Annotated in this window: 13 protein-coding genes; 8 read left to right on the top strand and 5 right to left on the bottom strand. The window is 45.2% G+C overall.

The features are described from left to right. Positions 1–8: 8 nt before the first annotated feature. Complete coding sequence (locus tag QUA90_RS15080) at positions 9–359, bottom strand: hypothetical protein (RefSeq protein ID WP_333446315.1); 351 nt, start codon at positions 357–359, stop codon at positions 9–11. Between the two features lie 1,343 nt (positions 360–1,702). Here QUA90_RS15080 and QUA90_RS15085 point away from each other — a divergent pair. Next, positions 1,703–3,919: a polysaccharide biosynthesis tyrosine autokinase gene (locus QUA90_RS15085; RefSeq protein ID WP_333446317.1), complete on the top strand. Its 2,217-nt coding sequence runs from the start codon at positions 1,703–1,705 to the stop codon at positions 3,917–3,919. A 20-nt stretch (positions 3,920–3,939) separates the two neighbouring features. On the opposite strand, the gene QUA90_RS15090 is transcribed toward QUA90_RS15085, so the two are convergent. Continuing rightward, positions 3,940–7,374 carry a PAS domain S-box protein gene (locus tag QUA90_RS15090; RefSeq protein ID WP_333446319.1) on the bottom strand — a complete coding sequence of 1,145 codons (3,435 nt, stop codon included), beginning with the start codon at positions 7,372–7,374 and terminating at the stop codon, positions 3,940–3,942. Positions 7,375–7,969: 595 nt separating this feature from the next. Here QUA90_RS15090 and QUA90_RS15095 point away from each other — a divergent pair. The 7 genes from QUA90_RS15095 to QUA90_RS15125 all read left to right on the top strand — a co-directional run bounded on the left by QUA90_RS15095 (position 7,970) and on the right by QUA90_RS15125 (position 15,133). Continuing rightward, positions 7,970–8,944 carry a LysR family transcriptional regulator gene (locus tag QUA90_RS15095; protein ID WP_333325400.1) on the top strand — a complete coding sequence of 325 codons (975 nt, stop codon included), beginning with the start codon at positions 7,970–7,972 and terminating at the stop codon, positions 8,942–8,944. A gap of 196 nt (positions 8,945–9,140) precedes the next feature. Next, entirely contained in the window at positions 9,141–10,205 is a 1,065-nt protein-coding gene (locus QUA90_RS15100) for an anthranilate phosphoribosyltransferase family protein (RefSeq protein WP_333446321.1), read from the top strand. A 294-nt stretch (positions 10,206–10,499) separates the two neighbouring features. Further along, a complete protein-coding gene (locus tag QUA90_RS15105) occupies positions 10,500–11,105 on the top strand; it encodes a molybdenum cofactor guanylyltransferase (protein WP_333325407.1) in 606 nt (201 codons plus the stop codon). Between the two features lie 56 nt (positions 11,106–11,161). Further along, entirely contained in the window at positions 11,162–12,337 is a 1,176-nt protein-coding gene (locus QUA90_RS15110) for an aminotransferase class V-fold PLP-dependent enzyme (RefSeq protein WP_333325410.1), read from the top strand. 423 nt (positions 12,338–12,760) lie between these two features. After that, positions 12,761–13,108: a DUF6717 family protein gene (locus QUA90_RS15115; protein WP_333080104.1), complete on the top strand. Its 348-nt coding sequence runs from the start codon at positions 12,761–12,763 to the stop codon at positions 13,106–13,108. Positions 13,109–13,122: 14 nt separating this feature from the next. Further along, positions 13,123–14,472, top strand: coding sequence for an LCP family protein (locus QUA90_RS15120; protein ID WP_333080103.1), 1,350 nt, complete (start codon positions 13,123–13,125; stop codon positions 14,470–14,472). A 151-nt stretch (positions 14,473–14,623) separates the two neighbouring features. Further along, positions 14,624–15,133 carry a pentapeptide repeat-containing protein gene (locus QUA90_RS15125; protein ID WP_333389642.1) on the top strand — a complete coding sequence of 170 codons (510 nt, stop codon included), beginning with the start codon at positions 14,624–14,626 and terminating at the stop codon, positions 15,131–15,133. A 127-nt stretch (positions 15,134–15,260) separates the two neighbouring features. Here the strand turns inward: QUA90_RS15125 and QUA90_RS15130 are convergent, their stop codons facing one another. The 3 genes from QUA90_RS15130 to QUA90_RS15140 all read right to left on the bottom strand — a co-directional run bounded on the left by QUA90_RS15130 (position 15,261) and on the right by QUA90_RS15140 (position 19,345). Beyond that, positions 15,261–16,514 (bottom strand): S-layer homology domain-containing protein, encoded by a 1,254-nt coding sequence (locus tag QUA90_RS15130; RefSeq protein ID WP_333446322.1) that lies wholly within the window; start codon positions 16,512–16,514, stop codon positions 15,261–15,263. Between the two features lie 406 nt (positions 16,515–16,920). Further along, entirely contained in the window at positions 16,921–18,492 is a 1,572-nt protein-coding gene (locus tag QUA90_RS15135; protein WP_333080099.1) for a GmrSD restriction endonuclease domain-containing protein, read from the bottom strand. A gap of 160 nt (positions 18,493–18,652) precedes the next feature. Further along, complete coding sequence (locus QUA90_RS15140) at positions 18,653–19,345, bottom strand: GDSL-type esterase/lipase family protein (protein WP_333216046.1); 693 nt, start codon at positions 19,343–19,345, stop codon at positions 18,653–18,655.

Consider the following 19,345-nt stretch of genomic DNA (forward strand, 5'->3'; position numbering starts at 1 on the left):
CAAACCTTTTAAGTGGACATACAAGGGTAAAGTCTTGGCTGTTTAATAGTCTGTGTATTTACGCCGAGCTGTACTAGGGATATACCTATCAGCATCGTTATTTGTGCCATTTCTTCCAGACCCGCATACTGCCAGTAACGCTTGTACAAGCCCCCCGCATAAAATACTGTAAGCTTGACTGCTAAAAATAATACTGTAACTACCGCTAGGCTCTGTAAGTAGGGAGCCAGATTCAATATACCATCTAAACGAATTGCCAAGGCCAGTAACGGTGCGATCACCAAACAAATTGCATCGATTACCAAAAAATGACGGGTTCTTAATCCCACCAACACTTTGCTAATTTTTTTTATGATCATATTCCTCCGACGCTATGCAGACAACAACTTTACCGTAACTAGATCGAGTACCTCATTCTGAGGTATTTTTTTATACCACCCTGTCCCCTGAAATTAATCAACCTTTTAATCGTAGGGCCTCACTCAAGTGACATTATTAAGGATTGATTATCAAGAATCTTTCCCTTCTCTTAATTTCCTTTTTAAGAGTATTTTTTTGAGATGAAATTATTAGATGCCGCGTTATTACTGCGTTTATCTTCTCCTACTACTGGTTCCATAGCCCATAAGTTTACAATTATTTACTTATTTATAACCAAAATATATTTCTTTAGGGGGATGGCTAACAACATTTGTGTTAAAACCATAACAGTAATTGACTTAAGTGATACAGTGGATATCCTCAATAATGAGTTTAAAAGCCTAGGGCGTGTTTTCTTGCCTCGTTGGATCCTCGAAAATAGGCGAGCTCCGGCAAGGAGTCTTGACGAACCCTTGGAGACTTAAGTACCGAACAGTGGGAGAAGTTAAAACCGCTACCTCCACCGCTCCAACCCAAAACGGGTAAGCCTGCGTCATAACCACTGACAGGTTGTGAATGGCATCGTCTGGATACTTAGAACCCGGTCTGCGTGCCAAGACCTGCCAGAAGGTTATAGCAAGTGGGTGCATCGTGGGAACACGGTTTAATCGGTGGCACAAAGCCGATATTTGGAAACAAGTCTTAGAATGCCTACAAGCCCATGCTGACAAACTCCGAAAGCTAGACTGTCCGGTTCATTACGTCGATTGAACCGTGATTCGTGCCCGCCAACCCTCGGCTATGGTGGAAAAAAGAAGGCGAATCACAGGAAAAACTAGGCCGTTCTCGTGGTGGTTTTAGTACCAAAATACAGATACGTTAAAGTGAGGGTAAAGGTAAACCTATAACTTTTCTTCTGAGTCGCTTGTCAACGTAACGAGTCAATTTTTTTAGAACAATTGATGGAACAATGAGCAGTAAGCGCATTCTGGTGCAGGTCGGTCGCGTCAATCCCCTGAAAGAGTCGTAGGAGACAAAGGCGCTCGCAGGTCGTCGCATCCGTAGTTATCTAAGTCGCGCCCGGTATCCGTTTTACCATCCCAGGACCTTCAAATGAACTACGTCGCCGTATTTTTAGCCGTGAAATCTACCGTCAACGCAATATAGTTCAATGTGCTATCAACCGACTCAAGCAATGGAGACGTATTGCTATCGGATATGAGAAATTGGCTGCAAATTATACAGCCATGATTACGATCGCCTGCATGATGTTGTGGTTATAGTTTGAAAACACGCCCTAGGGTGTTAGAGTTTACAAAAAATCATTTTTCGGGAGTAACTGATGGAATCAACTGAAAGTGGTATTGGATTTCAGGAATACTGGCAGATTCTGAAGCGCAGGTGGCTGCCAGCCTTAGCTGTATTCGCCTCGGTTGTTGCACTCACCACCTACGGCACGCTGCAGGAAAAAGCCGTTTATGAAGCAGAAGGAAAGCTGTTATTTAAGAAAACGACTCCGGGCTCTGCTTTAACAGAATTGGGCAAAGAAATCGGAGAGTTGACTCCTGCGGCGGAGCAAAGTAACCCTCTGACTACCGAGATCGAACTGATTCGTTCTATAGAAATCATCCAAAAAACCATCGATAGACTTCATTTGAAAGACGAAAAAAGTAATCATCTCAAAACAAAAGATTTTTTGAAAAACCTGACAGTATCTACTATCCGGGGAGCTGACATCCTAACGGTTTCATACAAACACCAAAACCCAAAAATAGCAGCCGATGTCGTAAAAGCCCTGATGAATTTTTATATAGATAACAATCAAAAAGTGAATCGCTTAGAAGCTGTATCTCTTCGACAGTTTATTGAAAGAAAACTACCTAATTCAGACCAAGCTATGCGGAAAGCAGCGGCAGAATTGAGCAAGTTTAAAGAAGATAATAAAGTTGTAAATCTTGAAGAAGAAGCTAAATCAGCAGTGGCAGTTATGGCAGGACTCGAAAGTCAAATCGACCAAGCTAAGTCGGATTTGCTCCGAACCAGTGCTAAGTCTAAAGCATTTGAAGACGAATTACAAATGAATCCCCAGCAAGCATTGACCGCCAGCACTCTCAGCCAATCTAGCACTGTGCAGGAAGCTCTCAAAGAATACAAACAAATAGAGCGGCAGTTAGCAATAGAGCAAAATCGCTACCTGGATAATTCGCCTATAATAACTAGGTTAGAAACTAAGAAAGCTACTATGAAAGCTTTACTAGACCAACAAATACAACAAGTGTTAGGCGGACAACAGCCGTTGCAAAATCCAAGTTTACAGATAGGAGAAGTGAAACCAAAACTGATCGAAGAATTTATTAAGGTAGATGTAGAACGCCAGGGTTTGGCTGAGCGAGTTACTATTCTCTCAAATGCTCTAGCTGGCTACAAGCAGCGTGTAAAACTTTTGCCTAAGCTAGAGAAAGAAAAGCGGGAATTTGAAAGAAAACTCCAAGAAGCCGAAGCTGATTATCAGGAATTGCAAAAAAAACTCCAAGAAATTCGGATTACAGAAAATCAGCAAGTGGGGAATGCTCGGATTATCCAAAAGCCGAGTGTTCCGGAGGAACCAGCGCGTTCTCGCAAGTCTTTATTGCTGGTATCGGGCGGTTTGTTGGGCACTCTGCTTGCTATAGGTGCAGCGCTGCTTTTAGAATCTCAAGATAAGTCTGTCAAAACTATTGAAGAGGCGAGGGAATTATTTGGGTTTACTTTGTTGGGGGTGATTCCTTTGCATAGAAAGCCGGAAAAAAATCCTCGGCGCAATTCCCAGCACCTTAAGTCTGCTTCGCAGGATTTAGAACAATCTTCCCGACAGATTGTTGTTAGAGATACTCCTCATACTTCGAGCAGTGCTGCTTACCGAATGCTTCAGGCAAATCTGAGGTTCCTGAGTTCGGATAAAGAGCTGAAAGTGATTGTTGTCAGTAGTTCGCTACCGCAAGAAGGCAAGTCTACTGTATCGGCTAATTTGGCTGTAGCTATAGCTCAATTAGGACGGAAGGTTTTGCTGGTAGATGCGGATATGCACTGTCCTGTTCAGCATCGGATTTGGGAGCTGCCCAATCAAGTAGGTTTGAGCAACGTGATAGTCGGACAAGCTGGGTTTGGGGATGCGATCGCCCAAGTTATGGATAATTTAGATGTGCTCACTTGCGGGGTGATTCCGCCTAATCCAATGGCTCTCTTGGATTCACAGCGGCTCACTTTATTAATTAAGCAATTTTCGGCTAGTTATGATGCCGTAATCGTTGATACTCCTGCTTTGAATGTTGCTGCTGATGCTCTGATTCTCGGGAATAAAGCGGATGGGATTTTATTGGTAGTGCGACCGGGAGTTCTTCATTCTGGTACTGTGGCTTTTGCGAAGGAGCTATTGAAGAAATCAAGTCAGCACGTTCTGGGCTTAGTGGTGAATGGAGTAAGTCCTAAAAACGAACCGCACAGCCATTACTATTTTACAAATGAATCTTACGCTCAAGAGCAGAGTCCTGGTATCAATAGAATAACGAATAACCAGTAACCAATAACAACAGTTAACTGTTAACTGTTGTTATTGATTATTGGCAGCCGCACTCCGAAAGTCGAGCCGAGTCCTTCCCCAGGACTTTCGGCCCAGACACTGCCGCCGTGGAGTTCCACGAGATGGCGGACGATCGCCAATCCCAGTCCCAGACCGCCGTAATTGCGCGTAGAAGTGCTGTCAGCTTGGCGGAAGCGATCGAACACAAAGGGCAAAAACTCCTTGCTGATGCCAATTCCCGTATCGCTGACAACGATCGAAACAGAGTGAACCGGAGACGGCCCAGACAACATGGCGTCACCCGCTGATCCCGGTTCCCCATCCTCCGAGAGCGTGATTTCCACGCGACCCGACGGCGGCGTAAACTTAATAGCATTCGAGAGCAAATTCCACACCACCTGCTGCAAACGAGTAGCATCGCCCCTCACCAAGCTCACCCCTTCGCCACAAAAACTCACCAATTCAATTCCCCTAGCTTCAGCATCAGGGCTCAGCGTCTTCAGCGCTGTTTCTACAATCCGCACCAAATCCACCGGGAACACCTTCAAACACACTTTGCCGCTGACAATCCGGGAAACGTCCAGCAAATCCTCAATCATCTGAGTCTGCAACCGCGCGTTTCGCTCAATAGTCTCCAAACCAACAGCCGTTTTTTCGGCACTCATCTGGCGCTGCCGCAGCATCTGCGCCCAGCCCAAAATCGCGTTCAGAGGCGTCCGCAACTCGTGAGAAAGCGTTCCCAAAAACTCGTCTTTAATCCGGTTGGCTTCCGCTGCTTCCCGGTAAAGCCGCGCATTGTCGATTGCCACCGCCGCATCTCGCGCCAAATCCTCCAGTAAAACCAAATCGCTCTCCCCGCAGCGACGGCCAGATTCCCCGCACAGCAACGAAATCGCTCCCAGCGTCCGCCCGCGAGCGATCAGCGGCACGCAGATTGCCGACAGTACCTGGGATTGGGATCGCAGCACCAACTGCAGTTCCCTGTCGGGCACAACCGCCTCGATCACCCATTGCGGTATTTCTGGGTAGAGCTTCGACTCACCAGTCCGTAGCACCTTTGCTACTCCGTGCCGTCCCTGGGGGTCTAGCGGCATACGCCGATCGATTTGCCAAAGCAGAGCGACTTTGCTCGGATCTGAGTGAGCAACTGCTTGCAAGCGGATCGAGCCGTCGGCATCGAGCAAATGCACACAGCACCAATCACCCAGCCCCGGTACTGTTAAATCTGCCAAACCTTGCAGCGCCTTCTCGTAATCCAGGGAAGCCGACGACAGCAAAGCCAAAGCTTGAGCGTTAAAATAGGCTGTTTGGGCCAATCGCTGGCGATCGTCAATATCGGTACAAGTCCCGAACCATTTGAGAATTTTCCCTTCAGCGTCCAGCACGGGCAATGCCCTACCCAGATGCCAGCGGTAAGCTCCATCAGATGCCCGTTTAAAGCGGTATTCCACCTCGTAAGTCTTCCCCGTCTGCACCGAGGTCTTCCAGCTTTCTACAGCATCTTCCACATCATCTGGATGCAGGGCTAGCTGCCACCCCCAGCCTTGAGTTTCCTCCAGCGTCAAGCCGGTATATTCAAACCAGCGCTGGTTGTAGTAGTCGAGCCAGCCGTCGGCTGTGGCAGTCCAAACTATTTGTGGGATGGCTTCAGCGAGGACGCGGTACAACTGTTCGCTGGCTTCGGCTTCGCGGCGGGCGGCCTGTTCCCGCGCCAATGCCCAATTCCGCTGTTCTTCGGCCTCTTTGCGAGCGGTGATGTCGCTAATTACGCCGATCCATTTGTAGGGATTGCCTTGTTTGTCAAGCACTGCTTTGCCCCGATCGATCCAGTGGAGCAAGCGACCCCGCTGGCACTGAACGCGGTATTCCTGAAAAAATGGGGCGGCAGAACTGTCTGGCGCACTCAAATACCGATCGACTGCGACCAAAACTCGCTCCCGGTCGATCGGGTGCAAGATACTGTTCCAAGCTGCTCTTGTCCTCGGAAATCCGCCTTTTGCGTACTCCAAATGTTCGTCTACGTGACCGAACCACAGCACGATGTCAGTCTCGATATCCCATTCATAAATCAAATCGCTGGCACTTTCTGCCGCAATCCGAAACCGCTCTTCAGACTGTCGCAGCACTTCCAGAAATTTAAAGCGTTCCGTCACGTCCAAAACCAGAGAAAGCACCGATATCAACTGTCCCGAATCGCTGTAAAAAGCCGAATTGTACCACTCGCAGTGTACCAACGAACCCGACTTATTATAATTGCTGTTGCGAACTACATTGCACCGATTTTCTGGTTTTTTTAAACTATAAATTACCGACTTTACCTCTTCTAAATCGCCCGTAGAAATAAAGTTCCATTCGCTAAAATGCTTGCCTAAAACTTCGGTTGATTCCCATCCAAAAATCTTTTGGGCTGCCGGCGACCACCCTCTGAGACGAAAGTTTTCATCCCACTCAATCACCGCTAGGGGGGTATTTTCAAAATGAGAAGTGAGTTTTTGCAACGCCTCACGCAGGGATGCTTCTACTTGCTTACGCTCAGTAATATCGCCAAAAGAAATAGCAATGCCGTCGCCCAATTTAACGGTCATAATCCGAAACCAGCCGATAATGCCTTCGCTTTCGCTGTTGTAATAAATCTCGGTATCGAGGGGAATTCCTGTTTCTAAAACTTGGACGTAACGGTCGAACAAACCGCTATCTTTATGGCCTGGCAGCACTTGCAGCAATCGCTTGCCGATTAATTCGCCCGGGGTACTCTGCTGAATTTTTGCCGCTGCGGGATTGACGTATTCCCATTCAAAATCCACAATTGTGGATTCGGCACGAATGCTGCGAAACACGTTAAATCCGTCTAGAGATAATTCCTGAAAAACGCGGAAGCGTTCTTCGCTTTCTTGCAGCTTGCCTACGGTGTCAAGCAGGAGATCCTCGACTCGCTCGCGCTGTGTTATTTCTGCAAGCAATTGCTGGTTAATTTGCTGGAGTTCGGTTGTGGGGGATGCGACGGAATTTGTAATATCAGAGTTGGCTTGCAGTCGATCGACCTTTTGGGTTTCCAGCGCCGTATTTGCTGGTAAAGAGGCCGCCCCAGCCAAAGCCAACACTTGAGAAATCGAGGGTATCAGGGACGCTACAGCCCACAAAGAGATGATAGCGGTTAAGGCGGCGATCGAACTTGACAGCCAGTAGCTGGGATGCACCAGCATCCAAACTTGCATCAAGTGAGTTGTCCCGCCGCAGAAAAACCAGGCTCCCAATAGGAGAAACCCCTTGCTCAAAGGCACGTCTCGCTGCTTCCGGGCATAGTATGTCAGAAGTGCTGGAATTGAATAATAAGCCAAGGCAATTAACACATCGCTGACCGCGTGCAGTCCCATCAACTGGGGTTGCCACTGGCAACAGCCATCTTGGGGAATAAAATTGTGGTTAAATGACATAATCTTAATAAATGGCAGCATTTCGGCTTTCCTGTGCGATCGATCCTAGTTGCACTTGTGTTGCTGACCCGCTAATTTCTAGTTTATACACAAAAAAACAGAAAACAAGAGTGACTTTAGTCAGGGGAGGAAAGTTCACAGCAGGCTTTAAGCTGCCTGCAATATTAGTACATTAATTGAGAGGTAGAGGGAGAGTGAGGTACTATAATTCCCAAGGAGGTACGAAATTAAATGCTATCTTTTGAATTCACAACTTACGGAAAAACAGAACAATTAAACTCAGTTGATCAAGGGATTACTAGAGTGCCGTTCATTGAAACGGTTTAGCTAGAAACTGGCAATATTCGATAAATTCATCTTTATGGAATCTATTTTTTGATAATTTTGCAGATTCAGAAATCCCTTCAACATAGGAGAATCGACCTCTACTTGGAGGCTCAGAAATCCTGCCACAGCAGATTGATGCTTAGATCGCAGCATCCCCGCCTCTGACCTCGGAATCAAAACTAATCTGTACCTGTATCAAAGTCTACTAAATTCTGCTACTAAATCGGTTAATGTCACAGATTATCTTCCAGTAAAATTTCTGAAACCATCTCTCTCGAATTAAACCTCCATGCGCTTAGAGCAGCTTCAAGCATTTCTTTCAGTTGCTGAAACTGGTAGCTTTCAGCAAGCGGCCCGGAAGTGTGGCGTTACCCAATCGACTATTAGCCGCCAAGTGCAGGGATTAGAAGCGGAAGTGGGTTTGTCGCTGTTTCACCGCACGGCCCACGCGAAACTGACTGTGGGAGGGGAATGCCTGCTACCTCACGCTCGCAAAATCTGTCAGACTTGGCGAAATGCTGCTGAAGAATTGGGAGACTTACGGGCGGGAAAACAGCCGGAACTTTGCGTGGCTGCGATTCATTCGGTTTGCGCTGCTTATTTGCCGCCTGTGCTGCAAAAGTTTTGCCGTGACTATCCAGACGTGCAATTGCGGGTGACTTCTCTGGGGAGCGATCGAGCTCTGAAAGTCCTCAAAGATGGTTTGGTGGACATAGCAGTGGTGATGAACAACCGCCATTTTACTCACGCCCCGGAAATGTTGGTTGAGGTGCTCTACAATGAGCCGATCGAGGTGTTGATGGCGGCGGGTCATCCCCTGGCCCAGTACGAACGAGTACCTTGGCCGGAATTGATTTGTTACCCGCAAGTGGTGTTTAAGGACGGGTACGGAATGCAGCGGATGGTGCAAGAACAATTTGGACGCATGGGTGCTAAACTTCATGCTGTTTTGGAACTCAACACTCTTGATGCTTTTCGGGGTGTGGTGCGACAGGGAGAGTTGATTGCTTTGCTGCCGCATTCAGCTTTGGTGGACGCGAAGGGCGATCGCACTTTAGCCGTTCGGTCGATCGCCCAAGAGCGGTCAAATTCCAAGGTTTCGACGATCGGTCAATTGGCCGCAGATCCTACTTGGACTCGCGAAGTGGTGTTGGTGACAACTCACGATCGAATGCAAATTCCGCCGATCGCCCATTTCTGGAATCTGGTACGCGAATTTGTGCCCCCATTTGATGTAATCAAGCTAGAAAAATCAGGGAGTTAATACCATTTTAGATTTTATATTTTATATTTTATATTGGGAATGACTGATGAAATAAGGGTTTGGACATTTCCAACAATTGCCTTCTTTTTGGGAACTGGTATAATTCGATAATTTTAAATAGATAGTTCTGAAATTTAAATTTAAAACGGTTCAAATACTACCAATTACCCCTTACCAATTACCAACTTCAAATGTTATGAGTGACGCATTTAGAGAATTGCTGCGAAAAATTGGCAGCGGAGTACACACAGGAGAAAACTTAACTCGCTCGGAAGCAGCAGCAGCAACGCGGATGATGCTGCTGGGGGAAGCAACACCGGCTCAAATCGGAGCTTTTATGATTTCCCACCGCATTAAACGGCCCACTGGGGAAGAATTAGCCGGAATGCTCGATGCTTATGAAGAATTAGGGCCTATGCTTGCCCCCCCAAACCGAGAAAAAGGGTTTTCCGTCTCTACCGTGGCCGTGTTTGGCGTTGCTTACGACGGGCGATCGCGCACGGCTCCAATTAGCCCTTTAACCGCCCTAATTTTAGCCGCGTCTGGCGTTCCAACCCTCATGCACGGGGGAGATACCATGCCAACCAAGGAAGGCATTCCCCTGATTGAAATTTGGCGCGGTTTGGGAGTTGACTGGAGAAAACTGAGTTTAGAAAAAGTCCAGCAAGTTTTTGACAATACGGGTTTGGGTTTTGTTTACCTTCCCAAGCATTTTCCTCAAGCCGCGGCTTTAGTACCCTACCGCCGCGAAATTGGTAAACGGCCACCTTTTTCGACAATGGAGTTGATGTGGTGTCCCTGTGCCGGTGACGTTAACGTTATATCGGGCTACGTCCACCCGCCGACAGAAGGTATGTTTCAAAAAGCCTTTGAGCTGCGGGTAATCAAAAATTATACCACAGTCAAGGGATTGGAGGGAAGCTGCGATTTGCCGCGCGATCGTACTGCGATTATCGGCATTGCTAAGCCGGATGCCGAGTTTGAACGAGTGCTTTTAGCTCACGGAGATTACGGTTTTAGCAACACAAATCCTGCCTTTGAATCAGCCCCTGAGTTATTCAAACAAATGCAGGAAGTTTTGCTCGGAAAACCATCGGAATTGATGCAGTCCGCTATCTGGAACGGCGGATTTTATCTGTGGCGCAGCGGAGTTTGTTTGGATATAAACTCTGGTTTGATTGAGGCAGAAACTTTATTAAGTCGCGGTCAAGTCGTGCAAAAACTTGAGGAAGTTAGCCAAGCCGTTAGTATTTTGAGTTGACAGTTGACAGTTGACACTTGACAGTTGACCGTTAACTACTGACTACTTACTACTGACTACTATAGCAATCCTAAATCATTCAGATAAATTTGTAGGGGTAGTGCTAAGAGTGCCTACCCCCTATCTATCGGGGCAACCACGGGGGGATTGCCCCTACAAAAATTACGCAAATCATTTAGGATTGCTATAGACATCTCCAATAATTATTGTGGAACAAGCCGGAAAGCCTGTTCAAAATAGGCAATTCTTGCGATAACTACAGACTATAGACTACAGACTACAGACTACAGACTAATGACTAATCATAAAATTGCTGTAATTGTGCTTGCAGGCGGTCAAAGTTCGCGGATGGGTAAGGATAAAGCTTTGCTGGAAATTGAGGGCAAATCCCTATTGCAGCGGGCGTTGGAAGTTGCCACAGTTGTAACCCCCGAAGTTTATGTTCTGACTGCTTGGCCCGATCGCTATCGATCGACCTTAACCGAAACATCCCAATTTCTGGTAGAGTACAATCCGGGCTCCGGCCCTTTGGTTGCATTGACTCAGGGATTGACAGAAATAGCCGCCGAGTGGATTTTACTGTTAGCTTGCGATTTGCCTTTGTTGGATGCTCAGATTATTCAAAATTGGGCAAGTCAGTTAACCGAGTTTCCCCCATCTACTTTAGCAGTTGTGCCTTATCAAAATTCGCGCTGGGAGCCTTTGTGCGGCTTCTACCGCCAACAATCTCTGCCCAGTTTGCAAAGTTTTATGGACAAAGGGGGACGTTCCTTTCAAGTTTGGTTAAATCAAATCTCCGCAATCCCTCTACCTGTAGGGGGACGAGAAGCAGTAATGTTATCGAATTGCAATACATTAGAAGAGTTTGAGCAATTAAAAGGTAAAATGAGTAACGGTTGACTGTTGACAGTTGACTAACTAATGACTAATGATTAATGACTAATTACTAATTACTAATGATTAACCAATATTGGTTGCTTGATCGCAATATAACTTTCCTCAATCACGGCTCTTTTGGGGCCTGTCCAATTCCCGTACTCGAAGCGCAAACCATTTTTCGAGAACAACTAGAAAGAGAACCATTGCGCTTTTTACTGCGGGAATTTGAACCTTTGTTGGATAATGCAAGAAATCAGTTAGCAGCATTTATTGGTGCGGCTGACGAGGACTTGGCGTTTGTGCCGAATGCGACGACGGGAGTAAATGCAGTTTTGCGATCGCTCTGTTTTTCTCCGGGCGACGAATTGCTAACTACAAATCAGGAATACAACGCTTGCCGCAACACACTTAATTTTGTAGCCGAGCGTACAGGCGCTAAAGTAGTAGTAGCAGAAGTCCCCTTTCCCATTGAGTCACCCGAACAAATTATTGAAGCAATAATTAAGTGCGTTTCACCGCAAACAAAGTTGGCATTATTAGACCACGTTGTGAGCCAAACAGGTTTAATTTTTCCCATCAAACAGTTAGTCGGTGAGTTAGCTAACCGTGGCGTGGATGTATTGGTAGACGGAGCTCACGCGCCGGGAATGGTAGCACTGAATTTAGATGAAATTGGCGCGGCTTACTATACGGGAAATTGCCACAAATGGCTGTGTGCGCCCAAAGGTGCGGGCTTTTTATACGTGCGGCGCGACAAGCAAAATGCCATTCGCCCAACTACTATCAGTCACGGTGCTAATTCGCCCCGCGCTGATAAATCGCGCTTTCAATTAGAATTTGACTGGATGGGAACTGTCGATCCCAGTCCCTATTTGTGCGTGCCTGTAGCTATTGATTTTATGGGTTCTTTGTTAAGCGGCGGCTGGCCAGAATTGAGGGCAAAAAATCATGCTTTAGCATTGGCGGGGAGAAAAATATTGGCTGACAAATTAGATTTGCCGCTGCCTTGTCCTGATGAAATGGTTGGTTCAATGGCTGTTGTGCCACTGGCAGACTCCCAGTCTGATGTGGTTGCAAAGGGAGGAATTCCACCTTTGCAAGAGGCGCTATGGGAGATTTTTAAAATTGAAGTTCCGGTGATTCCTTGGCCGGATGCTAGTAAGCAGTTGGTGAGGATTTCGGCTCAGTTATATAATACTTTGCCGCAGTATCAATATTTAGCTAATGCGCTAGTTGAGCTGACGAGAATTTGAGCTGAAGGTTCCCGGAAAGCAACATCACACCCAGCTACAAACAGTTATAGGTTTGTAGTTAGGTTGTCGCTTCTTAGAGTTGATGAATACAGACTATTTGTCCTTACTATAAACGTAGTAAACGTTATACAAATAGGCACCCTAAGAGTAAAAATTATGCAAGGAATCACCTTTATTCCTTGCATAATTAGAATATTATTCACCTACCATAAAAACGACCACAAAAATATATCTAAAACCCCATAGCCCTAAACTTCGCCAATCCGCCCAAACCGAATAAAGTTTGTAAATAACCCGCTAAAATTCCTAATTTAAAACAGGGTTGTTAAATCGGATAGCGCACAACTTCGGCGCAACAGAATATAATGTATCCACACTTGCATTTTTGCAGACAAAAAAAGGAAATGAAAAGAGGCGAATACCATGTCCAATGCCATGATGGTAATCTACCCCTATCGCGAACAGTACACCTGGGTTTTTGACGACGAGCGAGTCGGACTTGTCCGAGAACCATTTGTTCAGGGCGTCCCCGAAATGATTAACACGCTTGTTGCAGACATTCCCAATGCCGCTCAAGGTTTCCGACTTTTATTTTCAGCCAATCCATTTCCCGGATATCAAGCAGAAATGCTGTGGTTGAAAGCAGAATACGGCGGTAACTGGTATCGGTGGGAATCGAAAAATCTCGAAGGCTGGCTGTGTCCGGCTATGTTCAAATACTTTCCAGAAGCACCGCCCAAGTTTTACTGCAAAGCTGAAAAACTGCAATAATCAACAGCAAGTCAATGAAAAACTTGTCAATTTTTAAAAGAGACTTTGTTAAACCAGTCGATCAAATCTCTCGAAAAAAGCCTAAATTCTTCCTGTATATAGTGGGGCTATTTTTCCTAGTTTTCACAGCCGCCATCTCGGCTACATTGGGGGCAATTACCGCCCTTTTAGCTCCCGTGGAACCCCCAATTATCAATAGAGTATTAGAGGCGACTGGCTTTGACTATCTATCCTCCAACCGCTCTGGATACCGCCTGTCGCGGTCAGTTAATATCTTGATATTGGGAATTGACGGCGTGCCGGAAGCTGTCGCCAATTCCCCTAAGATTTTCGAGGGTCGCAGCGATACCATACTCTTATTGCACCTCGATCCTAGAGATAAATCTATTAGTTTGCTTTCAGTTCCACGAGATACTCAAGTCGAAGAGCCCGGAATTAGCTTCAGCAAAATTAGCGAAGCCAATGCTAGAGGAGGAGCAGCTTTGGCGACGCGATTGGTTAGCAGTATGCTGAACAATACGAAAATTGAACGATACGTGCGAGTCAGCAGTAATGCGTTTCAGGAATTAGTCGATTTGTTGGGCGGAGTTGAGGTATTTGTACCTCGCGCGATGTCCTATACAGATACCGCTCAAAAGTTAAAAATAAACTTAGGGCAGGGATGGCAAACTCTCAACGGAGAACAAGCAGAACAATTTGCTCGATTTCGCAACGATGGTTTAGGAGATATCGGCCGCATTCAGCGGCAGCAATCTTTAATTCAAGCTATTCGGGACCGCCTCGCAAGTCCATCAGTATTGGTGCGCTTGCCACAAATTGTTCGATTGATGCAAAAATATGTGGATACAAACCTAAATTATGAGGAAATATTGACGCTGGCAAATTTCGGTTTGCAATTGGAGCGAGATAATTTTAAAATGGTAATGTTGCCTGGACGTTCTAGTTCAGAAACAGGGGATTTGAGGAGTTATTGGATTGTAGATGCGCTAGGGCGCGATCGCATTATGACACAATATTTGAACCTGGGTGTGCCGGATTTTGAACAAGGACGAATTCGCAATCCCAGCGAGTCCCTGTTGCCCAAAAACCTCAAAATATCTGTCCAAAACGCTTCTAGCAAACCGACAACCGCAAAAAACGTTGCTGAATTTCTCACAAAAAAGGGCTTTTTTAATGTATCTGTAGTGCAGGATGCGCCCCAGAAGCAGCGTCAAAGTCAAATTATTGTTCAGCAAGGCGATTTAGAGGCAGCCAATCTACTGCAAAAAGAGTTAGGTGGCGGCAAACTTGAAGCATCTTCTACGGGTGAAATTAATTCTGACTTGACACTTCGCGTTGGCGAAGATTGGGTAAAGCGATTTTAATTAGTCAACAGTCAACAGTCAACTAAGCTGTAGCGGCATTTAAATTGTCTGTCAAAAAAAATTAAAGTCTTGTGGGGTGGGCGTCCCGCCCGTCCTGAATCTACAATTTAAATGCGCGACAGCTTATGCCCAATTCCCCATTCCCATCATTATGAAAAGCGTTTTCCGAATATTCCTGAGCCTGTTTTTAAGTTTAGTGTTGGCTGTTGGGTGGGTGCTGCTGAGTGCTACTCCGGCATTTGCCCTGCCGAAAACAAATATTAATTACACAAACATTAATTTGTCCGATCGCGATTTTTCCAACTCGGATTTAGCAGGGGGAACATTTGTCGCAGCCGAAATGCGGGGAACCAATTTTCAAGGTGCTGATTTAACTAATGCGATTTTGACTAAGGGAGTTTTGCTGAATGCCAACTTGTCAGGTGCTAACCTCTCCGGTGCTTTGGTAGATAGAGTTACATTCGACGGCGCTAATTTGACGAATGCTAATTTTTCCGAGGCAATTATGACTCGAACTCGGTTTTTTGATGCTGCAATTTCCGGCGCTGATTTTACTGACGCGATTATCGACGCTTATCAAGTGACTATCCTGTGCGAGAAAGCAGATGGTGTCAATCCCGTGACGGGAGTTTCTACCCGCGAAAGTTTGGGATGTCCGTAGAAATTTACAAGTTAAAAAATTCCTGAGTAATTGTTTGATTAGATGCACCTGTAGCGAGGTAAAATACACACATTAAAACCCCTCTCCGGCAAGGCGAGGGGTTTGAGGAAATTTCCAAGTATCGGCTCTATCGAGCGCTACAAATGCCTGTGCTGGCAGTACCAACTACCAAATCGGAATTCAAAAGCAAATCTAAATCGGTGTCAGGATTAACAGCATACAAATCGACTTTATCTCTACCCAAAAATACCCCGATCAAAGTACCGATTCCCGCACCGCCGAGCACCTCTTCAGTTGCGATCGCCCGATCGCCCGTAACACCTGCGATCGCCGCCGCTGCTGCTGCACCCAACGCCGTATTCTTAACCAGATTACCAACATTAACGCCCTTGGTAACAGTTTCTTTCCTAGTAATCACTTGCGAAGTGGCATTGAGAGGCACTCTGCTGCCGTTGATTATACTTAATTCTTGAGCCACAAACTGAACGCCCGAAGCAGTCGATCGCAATTCGCCGCTAATTTTCGAGCCTTCGGGTATCAGCACTTGGCCATTATTACCCGTGATATCCGAAGCAACAGTCAGCGTAATCGGAGATTTGTCATTGGGGGCGAGCAAAATCTTGCCTTTTGCATACTCGATTGGGATAGTCACCCCCCTGGGAATTTGCACAGCAACAGATTCGCTAACATCAATCTTGGCAATGTAAGGAGAATTAATTGCTCTTGCTTGATTGGTACTCACTAATGTTTGATAGATAAAAGCAGCTACTTCAGCTCGCGTTGCTGACTTGTTTGGTTTGAGAGATTTAGGATTGGGATAGCTGACAACCAACTGTTTTTCAGTAGCAGCAGCAACGCTTTTGACAGCATAAGTTTGAATCTCACCCGCATCATTATAGTAGCTGAGAACATCTTGAAAATCGCACGTAGGCTCATAGCCCATTCCGTTATTTAAAGCGACTACAACTTGAACGCGAGGAATTTGCTGTGTCGGCCTGAAAACATTGCCGGGATAGCCAGACATCCATCCCATTTCGTAAGCTTCTGCGATCGCCCCGCTTGCCCAAAAATTAGAAGGAACATCGGCAAACCTTACAGCACCGCGGGTTTTTGCCTTTTTCACAGAACGTACCATTGCCGCGAATTCAGCCCGCGTTACCGGTGCATCCGGGCGAAAACTACCATCGGGAAATCCTTTGATAATGCCTCTTTCCGACAAATCTTGAATAAAGTCTTTTGCCCAGTAGTTATTATTAACATCCGAAAAAGCTGTTTGAGCAAAAGAAGGCGCGGGAGCTAGCATCGGCGCTGCGGTTCCGGCAACGGTTCCCAGTGTTAATAAAACAGATGTACCGGATATAATGCGATGTAATACAGACATTATTTGATTCTCCAATTTACACATTTTTTTATTGAGAATAACTAAGCTTTTGAGAGGCTGATTGATTCCTGCCTAACTTGCTTTTTCCCTCAGTTATGTAATCATTATTGAAGAATTTTACTTATGGTGCGGGGAAGATACGGTCTTTTAAAAAAAATATTTTTATGGTTATTGGGTAATTTTAAAATGCTTAAATTCCTTAAAATCCTTATGTTGCTTATCTCCCTTATCTACCTTGTGTCTGCAATTAAAAGGATTTAGAGACAAAGCCGTTTGATATGCGATCGCGATCGCATACCAAATTGTATGAGATTGATTTAACAAAAAAGCAATTGCCTGTCGCTAAAATTTAACCATCGGCGATCGCAATATTTTGGCTCTACATTAAATCGAATACAATTTTTTTTCAATTTTTATAGGTAGTATTGCAGTAGGGGTGAGTTAATTGTGCGTTTTTTAAAGTTCCTAAACCCCCATCAGCTTTTCTTGTAATATGATCGATACTATTAAATCTGCAAGGCAGATACCCTCCACAAATTTTACAAACTGGCCAGCCTGGTAGAGCCTCTCTGATAAACGCAGATGCTTTGGTTTCTCTAGAAAATTCTTTACTCACAATTTCCCCAGTGTCGGCTTTCTTTGGAATTTTCAGAGTCGCAAATCTTTTATCGCCGGATCTTATTTCTGTGATAACATTCTTTTTATCTATACCTCCTGACAACTTATTAATGACTTCTAAGTAGAAGTCTCTCACTAGCTCTCTAGCTTGTAATGCGTCACTCTTCTTGGCAACAAGTTGTGGAACCATATCATAATTCCAAATTACCCATTCAAAGTCTTTTCTTACCTCGATCAATTTAGACCAAGATTTAGTCTGTTGTAAATGTAAAATTAAACTAACCACCCCATAAAAGGAACCAATTTTTGGCTTCCCTTGTTGAGTATAAAAGTATACCAGTGGATGTAAACCCAGAGATGAAGGATCTTTGCTATTGATTCTTTGAGCCACTTTTTTGCACTGCTTTAGTAGCTCAATAGTTTTATCGCCTGTTGAATCTTCTCCCAACTGATTATCGGTTGATATGTTATTGACAATATTTATAAATTCTAAAATCAATTCCAGCTTATCCGAAGATGAAAGATTCCCCACAATTGGTACATCTAAGGTTTTAATGGGATTTGAAAGTTTGGGCTGAAATATAAGTTCGTGTATTTCTTGCGCTACTGTTTCAATCTCATCCTGTTTTTTTTCAGAGAACTCCGACCAATATTTATGACCATTACCACTTCTCACGATCGCACGCGCAGCCACACCATTAGGTGTTTTACGTGCTAGTAGCAACCTCATCTCAGTCTCGCTAATGGGGGCTGCTTTCTGGTTGATTTTGAAAAAAGATTCCTCCGCTTTCATAGCATCACCTTCAACCCATTGAAGTGAAATCGCTGAGGCCCCTAAGTTCCTAGCTCTTTCCAGCATTTTAGGATTAACTTGACCAGGCTGTGAAGTCAATGATTGATAATCTTTGTAAGCTCCTATTTTCTCTTTAATTAGTTTGCGAGTTTCTTTGGCTGCCTCTTTCTGTTCGTCAGTGATGTTGCCGTCATAAAATAGTTTAGAAATTTTACCATCCCCATAATCATCATTAATCCAAGCAAGTAACGAACTCAGTCGATGAGAACCATCAACAACAAAATAGTGGCTACTACCTCGCCAAAGAATAACTGCGGGAATTAAATCTCCATCTAAAAAACTTTCAATAAACTCGCATATTTTTGCTGCATCCCATTCATTACTTTCTCTTTGAAAATCCGGTTTTCGCAAAAACGGATAGAAAAAAGAACTTTGTTCTAGGTCGCGAATACCTATAGTGAGGATACTTCTTCCCATATTGCGTTCGGGCTGATCTTTAATCTCAAATGCGTCTCTGGGAATAAGTGCATCTAGACTAACTGGGGAATTTTTGGATAATTTTACCATTTTAGGTACCGATTGTTACTTTTGAGTATTTCTTGAGTTTTCGCTTAATAAGCTTTCGTTTGAGCGTTGCAAGCCAGGTCAATTTTGATGCCTGGAGCAGGTGGCATATTGGGAGTTCAGAATGCCACGGAAGTCAGCCATGATGACGAATGACTACCGACTAATGACTAATAGAGGCTAGCGGCTCCCAACTTGTCACATCTTCAAATAAAGATTGATAGCCCGCTGCATTGGGATGCAGCCCATCTGCAATCAAGCGCGATCGCCACCAATCACTGCCCCGATTTATCCATTTATCAAAAATATCTAAATAGGGAATTCCCCGCAACTCACAAGCTAATTTCGTTGCTTCTTTATACCGATATTGGTCAGCATGACTGTAATACAAACAATCTTGAAAAGGCATTTTACTTTCATCCACCGGCACCATCCCGACAAATATCACCGGACAAAGTTGTTGGGACAGGTTTAACAAATGATCCAAAACAGTTTTAAAATGTTCAAACTCAGTGTAGCTGCGCCCGGTAGGCGACTGCACTCTCGCCGAATCGTTGAGGCCTACCGAAAGAATAATCGCATCCGGGAAACGATTTCTCAGTTCGCCACGGTGGCGAAACTCGTTTTCGAGCCGCTGGGAGACTTGATAGGTGCGATCACCCCGAACGCCCAAATTGTATAAAACGTGTCCTGCACTCTCCGGTAACATCCACTGGCGCCGCAATCTTTCCACCCAACCCCCACCTACACCGTCGCCGAAACCGTAGATTAAGCTGTCGCCGAAAGCAACCAATTTGAGGGGATGAGAATTTCCCCGATGCAAGTGACCAAAGGAATAGGCTGTTGCTACCTGCAT

It is taken from the genome of Microcoleus sp. D3_18_C4 (genome assembly GCF_036702355.1).
In the GTDB taxonomy this organism is placed as follows: domain Bacteria; phylum Cyanobacteriota; class Cyanobacteriia; order Cyanobacteriales; family Microcoleaceae; genus Microcoleus.

Coding starts and splice junctions, on each gene's coding strand:
- QUA90_RS15080 (WP_333446315.1), bottom strand. CDS start 359: ATGATCATAAAAAAAATTAGCAAAGTGTTGGTGGGATTAAGAACCCGT.
- QUA90_RS15085 (WP_333446317.1), top strand. CDS start 1,703: ATGGAATCAACTGAAAGTGGTATTGGATTTCAGGAATACTGGCAGATT.
- QUA90_RS15090 (WP_333446319.1), bottom strand. CDS start 7,374: ATGCTGCCATTTATTAAGATTATGTCATTTAACCACAATTTTATTCCC.
- QUA90_RS15095 (WP_333325400.1), top strand. CDS start 7,970: ATGCGCTTAGAGCAGCTTCAAGCATTTCTTTCAGTTGCTGAAACTGGT.
- QUA90_RS15100 (WP_333446321.1), top strand. CDS start 9,141: ATGAGTGACGCATTTAGAGAATTGCTGCGAAAAATTGGCAGCGGAGTA.
- QUA90_RS15105 (WP_333325407.1), top strand. CDS start 10,500: ATGACTAATCATAAAATTGCTGTAATTGTGCTTGCAGGCGGTCAAAGT.
- QUA90_RS15110 (WP_333325410.1), top strand. CDS start 11,162: ATGATTAACCAATATTGGTTGCTTGATCGCAATATAACTTTCCTCAAT.
- QUA90_RS15115 (WP_333080104.1), top strand. CDS start 12,761: ATGTCCAATGCCATGATGGTAATCTACCCCTATCGCGAACAGTACACC.
- QUA90_RS15120 (WP_333080103.1), top strand. CDS start 13,123: ATGAAAAACTTGTCAATTTTTAAAAGAGACTTTGTTAAACCAGTCGAT.
- QUA90_RS15125 (WP_333389642.1), top strand. CDS start 14,624: ATGAAAAGCGTTTTCCGAATATTCCTGAGCCTGTTTTTAAGTTTAGTG.
- QUA90_RS15130 (WP_333446322.1), bottom strand. CDS start 16,514: ATGTCTGTATTACATCGCATTATATCCGGTACATCTGTTTTATTAACA.
- QUA90_RS15135 (WP_333080099.1), bottom strand. CDS start 18,492: ATGGTAAAATTATCCAAAAATTCCCCAGTTAGTCTAGATGCACTTATT.
- QUA90_RS15140 (WP_333216046.1), bottom strand. CDS start 19,345: ATGCAGGTAGCAACAGCCTATTCCTTTGGTCACTTGCATCGGGGAAAT.